Raw genomic sequence first — 1,608 nt, 5'->3', positions numbered from 1 at the left:
CCGCCAGCATCGTCGGGCCGAGCCGGCGGACCCGCTTGTTGTACCCGGGTTGGTGCGGTACGTAGGGGAAGAGGTGGCGCAGGTTGGCGCGCACGTGCCGCACCCAGCGGGCTTCGTCATCGAATCCCAGGACCGCTGACAGCACCGCCATCGTCACCAACTCGGCGTCGCTGACCTGCGGTTTCATCCCGACCGCGGGTCGCCATGGCGCCAGTTCGGGGTGTCTCTTCAGCAGATCGTCAAGGGTCACATACAGTGCGGTGGCGAGGGTGTCCAGATCGGTGTCCACGAGAGCCTCCAGAGCTCGAGTTGCTTCGCAACACCGAGTCTGGGCACCCTCACCCCCGAGTCACATACGCCACACCAGTCACCTTGGAATCAATCATCTAGTGCCGCAAGGTCGGGGGCGTCATCGGCGCCGCTGCTCGCGAGGAGACCCACGAGGATGGGTTGGCATAGCCAGAGGGCGAACACGGCGATTCCGGCCCACCCGGCCATCCGAGTCAGGGACGTGCTCTCAGCCGCGTCCGGCGCCGGTGTGGTGGACGCGTGCGAGGTGTTGCTGTGTTGCTCGGCGTTGCCGAGCAGATCTGCGGTGCTCATCGGAGCATCCCCTTTCGTCGGAAGCGATGACGTCAGAGTCCTGGAGAGTCTTCCCGGGAGAGAAGTGAGACCGGATCACAACTTCTCGTCGGCGCGCGGCAAGCGATTGGCGTCGCGGTTGCCCGTCGAGAGAAGTGAGGACCTGCCTCGACGGCTGTCCACCATCACGGAAACTCGCAACACTGCGCTGTGCCCCGCTCTTCGCCCCCGTCACCACTGGCAACTCACACAAGGACGCCTGCCCTCTTCTGGAGGCTGAGACCCACCCCCAGGGCGCCCGGCACCCGGCGGTGTGGGGCACCTCAGGGGAGCCACCGACGTCAGTCACCCACCCTGCTCCACAACCGGCCGTCGATTCCGTGCTCCTTCAGGAACGCCTCCAGGCCACTGCCAGCCGGGAAGCGGGCAGCGATGGCCGCCAACAGGTCGCCGCCGGTTGGCGCGGTGAGCAGCTCGCCCAAGGCATCCGTCTCGCGCGCGGAGAGCCGGCGCTCGAACTCGTACTCACCCATGCCAAAGACGCTGCGCACCCCGCGCCCGAGGTCGTGGCCACACAGGACGAGACCACCGTCGCCGGTGAGGGTGACCGCCCGCCACACCGTGCCCATCTCATCCGTGAGGTCGGCCAGGACTACTGTCCTCGGGGCCATCGGTGGTTCCTCCCTACTTCCAGTCTGTACGGCACCTCCGACATGGCTGCGGAACACTCATCGGTGAGCGACGTCGGAGCAATGATCAGAACCTGTGGATGGCTCTCGGCGAGGCGGAAGGTGTCAAGCCGTTTGAGACATCTGCGGTCAGGCGCTTTGTATGAGGGCCTCCCGTGAGGGTTGGTTGATCCACGCGGCGGTGGGCAGTTTCGGCGGTGCCGGCCGGCGGTGGCCGAAGCGGTCGGGGTGCGCGGCGTAGGCAGCGTCGAGGGTGGCCTGCCGCTGAGCGCGGACCTCGGTCGCGGTGCCGTAGTGGACCGAGGCGGGGGTGTGCAGCCCGATCCCGCAGTGGCGG

At 67.2% G+C, this 1,608-nt stretch carries 2 protein-coding genes and 2 pseudogenes; all 4 read right to left on the bottom strand.

All coding sequences use genetic code 11. The features are described from left to right. Nucleotides 1-289, bottom strand: a pseudogene (locus BN11_RS24470) (IS982 family transposase); the annotation flags it as partial. Nucleotides 290-378: 89 nt separating this feature from the next. Continuing rightward, nucleotides 379-603, bottom strand: coding sequence for a hypothetical protein (locus tag BN11_RS20030; RefSeq protein WP_048700178.1), 225 nt, complete (start codon nucleotides 601-603; stop codon nucleotides 379-381). A 320-nt stretch (nucleotides 604-923) separates the two neighbouring features. Next, nucleotides 924-1,253 carry a hypothetical protein gene (locus tag BN11_RS20025; protein WP_048700176.1) on the bottom strand — a complete coding sequence of 110 codons (330 nt, stop codon included), beginning with the start codon at nucleotides 1,251-1,253 and terminating at the stop codon, nucleotides 924-926. Between the two features lie 147 nt (nucleotides 1,254-1,400). Next, nucleotides 1,401-1,608: pseudogene (locus tag BN11_RS24465) on the bottom strand (hypothetical protein); the annotation flags it as partial.

The sequence above is a fragment of the Nostocoides australiense Ben110 genome (genome assembly GCF_001050535.1).
Lineage (GTDB): Bacteria > Actinomycetota > Actinomycetes > Actinomycetales > Dermatophilaceae > Nostocoides_A > Nostocoides_A australiense.
This window is presented reverse-complemented; position numbering and strand designations above follow the sequence as displayed.